The organism is Flavitalea flava, from assembly GCF_054461575.1.
Genome location: NZ_JBTLQH010000099.1, coordinates 1 through 6,313 on the forward strand (window position 1 = coordinate 1; position 6,313 = coordinate 6,313).

Genomic DNA, 6,313 nt, shown 5'->3' on the forward strand with positions numbered 1-6,313 from the left:
CTTCTATCCGCCTGTTCAGCTCCCCATAGGACAACCCCCTGCCCCGATGAACCACCGCTATCCTGTCCCCGCCTTCCCCTATTCGACCAGACAAACAGCCCAGCAGGGAAAAAGGACGTATCGCCCTTGCCACGCCCCCTGCTAACCCCCTGCTGTACCCCAGTAGCGCAGACCGCTCCACGAACGGCAGCATCTGCAGCTTCCCGATCCGGAGATCCGGAGCCGCTACCACCGCTTGCAGCAATTCTTTATAATGAAGGGCCATCCGGGATATCGTCTCCTCCCGGTACAGGTCCGTGCAATATTCTATGTTTCCTTCAAGACCGGTTGGACTTTCACCAAGCAGGAAAGTCAGATCAAACTTTGAAGTGGTATGTTCTGGCAATTCCGGCAACAATTCCAGGTTTCCGAAACTACCAGCGCTTGCTGCCGCCCGGCTATTGTTTTGTAAGGCAAATACAACCTGGATCAACGGACTTCTGCTTGCATCCCTTTCCTTCACCACGGCTTCCACCACTTTTTCAAAGGGGATCTCCTGATTATCGAAGGCACCCAGCGTAGTCTCCTTCACCTGCTGCAGAAATTCCCGAAAAACCGGGTTTCCGCTCAAATCGCTGCGCAGCACCAGCGTATTGACAAAAAAACCGATCAGGCCTTCAATCTCCTGTTGCTGCCGACCCGCAACCGGGGTACCTATAGCAATATCCGGATGATCACTATAACGATATAATAATACGTTAAAGACAGCCAGCAATGTCATGAACAACGTCGCGCCCTCTTTATGGCTCAATGCATGCAAACCTGCAGTCAATTCTGCGTCCAACTCAAAACGAATCGATGCGCCGCGTGTACCCTGCACGACAGGACGTAAATAATCCGTCGGCAGATTCAACGGCTCCATGTTAGCCAGCCGGCTCTTCCAGTATCCAAGTTTCTTTTCCAATACTTCGCCAGTTATATACCGGCGTTGCCAGATCGCATAATCTGCATACTGTACCGGCAAGGGAGATAAGGATGCCAGGGAACCCGAAATATGGGCTTTATAGAAAGCTTTAAATTCGTTCACCAGGATAGCATTGGACCACCCGTCGGAGGCGATATGATGCAGAACCACCACCAGAACGGCCTCCTTTTCATTCAGCCGGATCAGATGCGCCCGAAGTTTATAATCGGCTGCAAGATCGAAAGGCCGGCTGATTAATCCTCCGATATAGGATCGCCAGGAAGCAGGGTCTTGCATCGAACCGCCGGGCTCTGACGACTCCAGCTTCCATCCTCCTGTTTCCACTACCCGTTGATAAGCATGCCCCCCTTCCTCGTCAATGACCGTCCGCAATACCTCATGACGGCTTACTATTTCCTGCAAAGCATATCGTATCGAATCTTCATTTAACCGACCCCGTAAGCGCAATACCACCGGGATATGATAAGATACCGACCCTTCCAGCTGATCGATTACCCAAAGACGTTCCTGGCTAAAAGATAAGGGGATCCGGGAAACGGAATCCCGGTTGGTTTTGTAGATTCTTTTTATATCTGCCGCTTCCTGGATAAAATCATTGCTCCCCAAAATATGCCTGATCTCATCTTTATACTTTTTTATTTCAGCGATGAGCTCATCCTGGATTGTCTCATCACCGGCTAAATGAAACTTGACCCTTTCATTATCCAGAAATAACAGGACCCCCTTTTTTTTGGCCTTGGTAATAATATTTATTGCTTTTTTGAAATCGGAGTCAATCATAATAAGCTCTCTTTATGCGCATTTATTTGTGTGGGATATCTGTTTCAACTAATTTTCCTACAATTCATACACCTCCAAACCTGTCCGGCTTTTACTTTTTTTATGGGCATCGATGATTTCAATATATTCAGCCAATTCAGCTATACATTTAAATTGAAAGAAGCTTTTAATGGAAATCTTAGTAGAGAATTCCTTTTCCATGTAGGAAATCACCCGTAAGGCTAATAAAGAATGACCTCCCAATTCAAAAAAATCGTCGTGGATCCCTATACGATCTATCCCCAGCAATTGCTGCCAGATAGATACGAGCACCTGTTCTGTTTCATTCCGGGGAGCTTCGTACCGGCCACCACCAGCATTATTAAGATTAGCATCCGGAAGACCTTGTTTGTTAATCTTACCATTAGGCATCAGAGGCATCGTATCCAACTCCACCAAAATACCCGGAATCATATATTCAGGCAGGCTCTTTTTTAAATGAGCGTAAATCTTTTCTTTGTCCAAGAGGGCATTTCCAACGAGATAGGCTACTAATTGTTTATTGCCGTTACCGTCAACCCTGGGCACAACCGCGACTTCCCGTACGTCCCCATTTTGGAGCAGTACATTTTCTATCTCACCCGGCTCTATCCGGTATCCCCTGATCTTAACCTGTTCATCCGCCCGGCCCAGATACCTGATCCTTCCGTCGGATAGCCATTCCCCCCTGTCTCCGGTCTTATAGATCCTGGCACCCTGGTTTGCCCTAAATGGATCCGCCACAAATTTCTCCCCGGTCAGATCCGGCTGCTTAAGATATCCTCGCGCCAAACCAGCCCCGCCAATACAAATTTCACCCTCAATTCCAACGGGGCATAATTGTCCCTGATTATCGGTGATATATATGTATGTATTTTCAATGGGTTTGCCGATCGTTATACGTTGATCATCTTCCCGGATCGAAGTAACGGTTGCCCATACCGTGCATTCTGTTGGGCCATATTCATTATACAAGATGATTCCCGTTGTCTCCTTATAATGACGCGCGACAAGCGCTTCGTTCAGGTTTTCTCCGGCAAGGATCACTTTGGCAAGACCTGATCCGGCGATCAATCCTTCGTCCAGTAAAAAACTATAAAAAGAAGGCACGCATAAAGTCAGTTCCGATTGTTTTAATAATTGTCCGACAATATCGCGGTCCCTTATCGACTCAGTTTTACACAATATCAGGCATCCGCCTGTCAGCAGGGCACCGAATAGTAAGGCGATGGAGGAATCAAATGAAAAAGAAGAAAGTAAAAAGGCAGACTGAACATCCGGGTAATAAGAACGTCTCGCCCATGTTGAGGCCACCAATGATTTATGCTCGATCATAACACCTTTTGGCTTTCCTGTCGAACCGGAAGTATAAATGACGTAAGCCAGGTTATCGGGAGATAACCGGGTCGAAGGCCTGGTCCTCCCTTCCTGGACAATCTCCTCCCACTGACTATCCAATTCTATATACTCAAGACCTTCCTTTAAGGGTAGTCTCGGCCGGCACGATCTGCTGCATAATACGATCGAGGCTTCCGTATCACGCAGCATAAAGCCAATCCTTTCCGAAGGGTAATCCGGATCAATAGGTACATATGCTCCTCCTGCCTTCAGGATGCCCAGTATTCCAATGACCATTTCGGGGCTCCTGTCCAGACAGATGGCTACCAGGCTATCCTCTTTTATCATTTTCCCACGCAGGTAATGTCCAAGCTGATTTGATCGTTCATCCAGTTCTTTATAGGTCAGCGTCTGTCCCTCAAAAACAACAGCTGGTTTTTCTGGGGTCATGCCGGCTTGAGCGACGAACAGGTCCACCATGGTCTTATCCGATGGGTAAGCGGATTCCGTATTATTAAAACCCATCACCAGCTGCTCCCGCTCTCCCGGAGCCAGCATAGACAAATCCCCTATTCTTTTCCCTGGCTCCTTAACAACAGATCGCAATAACTCCGTATAATGACAGGCCATCTTCCGGATAGTATCCTCCCTGTACAAATCGGTGCAATATTCCAGGATTACCTCCATTCCTTCTTCCCCGCCGACCACCGAACAGGTTAGATCAAATTTTGACGTCGTATGACCGGGCATTTCCGTTATTAGTTCAAGTCCGCCGAATCTACCTGAACCAGCTGCCACCCGATCATTGTTTTGTAATACAAACATCACCTGGAAAAGAGGAGACCTGCTCATATCCCGTTCCCTGGTCACCGCTTCCACGACCTTCTCGAAAGGCGCTTCCTGATGCTCATAAGCTTCCAGTGTTGTTTGTTTGACCCGTTGCAAAAAGGCGGTAAATTCGGGATTCCCTTCCCATTCACTCCGCAGTACCAGGGTATTGACAAAAAAGCCGATCAATTCTTCCACTTCAGCCTGTTGGCGTCCGGCAACCGGGCTCCCGATAGAAATGTCCGTTTGACCACTGTACCTGTGTAACAATACCTGGAATGCCGATAACAAAGTCATGAACAAGGTGACACCTTCCTGATGGGAAAGGTCCTGCAATCCTCTCGCCAAAGGCTCGTCAAGGATAAACCGCAGAGCTGCGCCCCTTGTGCTCAGCACGGAAGGACGGGCATAATCAACCGGTAGGTTAAGAGGAGACACTCCGGCTAATCGTTGCCGCCAGTAACCCAGTTTCTTTTCTAATAATTCTCCTGTTAGGTAATTCCGTTGCCAGATCGCATAATCTGCATATTGCACAGGTAATAAAGATAATTGCACCTCCCGCCCTTCTATGTGGCTGGTATATAGTTCGATAAATTCTTTGATCAGGATCGTACCCGACCAGCCATCCGATGCAATATGATGCAGAACGACCACCAGAATGGCTTCCTCATTTCCCAATCTGATTAAATGGGCTCTTAATGTATGGTCTGCCGATAAATCAAATGGCAAACTTATCAGGGCTTTAATAAATGAGTTTAGTTGATCCGGCTCTGTTTTAAGGTCTGTATTATCGGTCAGGCCCATGTTCCATCCTTCTTTTGGCAGAACAAACTGTGAAGACTGCCCATTTTCTTCTCTTATAATGGTCCTCAATATTTCATGACGGTTGATGATCTGCTGCAGGGCATACTCCAAAGAAGCCACTTTTAAAGGGCCATGCAACCGCAATACCATGGGAATATGGTAGGAGGTGCTGCCATCCATCCGGTCGATGAACCATAGCCGTTCCTGGCTAAAAGACAAGGGTATATGCGTCGGTCTTGGCTGGCCATTGATGGGAGGCAGGATATCTGAATTGACCGGACCAGCCAGATGACTGGCTAATTGCCTGATAGTGGGATGATCGAATATATCCCCGATCTGGACCTCTATCCCCATCTCCTTTCGGATCACCGATATTGCCCTGATGGCTAACAGGGAATGCGCGCCAGATTCGAAAACATTATCATCCAATCCAATGTGTTCTATTCCCAGCAATTCCTGCCAGATACGAGTTAGTTGTTGCTCTGGTTCATTCCCCGAACCCATCGGCGCTAAGTCCTGCAGATTAATTTTATCCGGATCAGGCAAACGCTTACGGTCTATTTTACCACTAACGGTTAAGGGGAATTCATCCACCTCTAACAATAGTGCCGGCACCAGGTAATCAGGCAGCTTGCTTTTCAGGTAGTTCAGTATCCCTTCTTTGTCGAATATTCCTTTTGGCGACACATAACCCACCAGGCGAAGGTCTCCGCTGTTTCCCGTTCTTGCCATCACCACTCCCTGATGAACAAGCCTGCACTGCTGTAATACGTTCTCCACTTCTCCCGGCTCTATGCGGTATCCTCTTATTTTCACCTGATCATCCATACGACCGATATATTCTACATTTCCGTCCTCCAGCCATTTACCGGCATCCCCTGTTTTGTACATACGGGCGCCGGGGGTCTTACAAAATGGATTGGATATAAACTTTTCTTCCGTTAATGCAGGACGCTTCAAATAGCCTCTGGCTAATCCTGTTCCGGCTATGTGAATTTCTCCCACCACGCCGATTGGAACCGGTTCCAGGTTTTTATCCAGCAAATAGATCTGAACGTTCAGTAAAGGCTTACCAATGATTACAGCTCCGCTTTCATGGAAAGGGGATTCAGATAAAGTGGCACATACCGTATTCTCCGTTGGACCATAAGCATTGATCAGTTTAATACCCTTTCGCTGTATTCCCGTGGCTATAGCTGCATTTAACATCTCGCCGGCGGAAACGACCGTTTTCAAGCGGGTAACCTCGTCTTTGATTACTGATTGATAACTGGGTGGAAGCGTAATTAATTCAACCTTATGTTTGTTCAATAACCTGGAAAAGGCAGGCGGGTCAGCCAGGACTTCCTTAGGGGCCAGCACTAAGGTGCCTCCCTTCAACAAGGTACAGAAGATCTCATAACAGGATGCATCGAAGCTAAAGGAGGCGAACTGAAATACCACAATTCCCGGATGCAGCCCCAGAGGGCCTACCTGACTCTGCGCCAGGTTCACGACCCCTTTGTGTTCGATCATTACTCCTTTGGGTTGTCCCGTCGATCCCGAAGTATAGATCACATAGGCCAGGTGGTCCGGCCCCAG

The 6,313-nt window shown here is 47.9% G+C and carries 2 protein-coding genes; both read right to left on the minus strand.

All coding sequences use genetic code 11. The annotated features are described in order from the left end of the window. Positions 1–1,744 (minus strand): condensation domain-containing protein (locus tag ACX0G9_RS31430; RefSeq protein ID WP_459068961.1); only part of this gene is annotated, 1,744 nt, incomplete at its 3' end. Positions 1,745–1,801: 57 nt separating this feature from the next. Continuing rightward, the coding region (locus ACX0G9_RS31435; RefSeq protein ID WP_459068962.1) for an amino acid adenylation domain-containing protein at positions 1,802–6,313 on the minus strand (4,512 nt) is incomplete at its 5' end.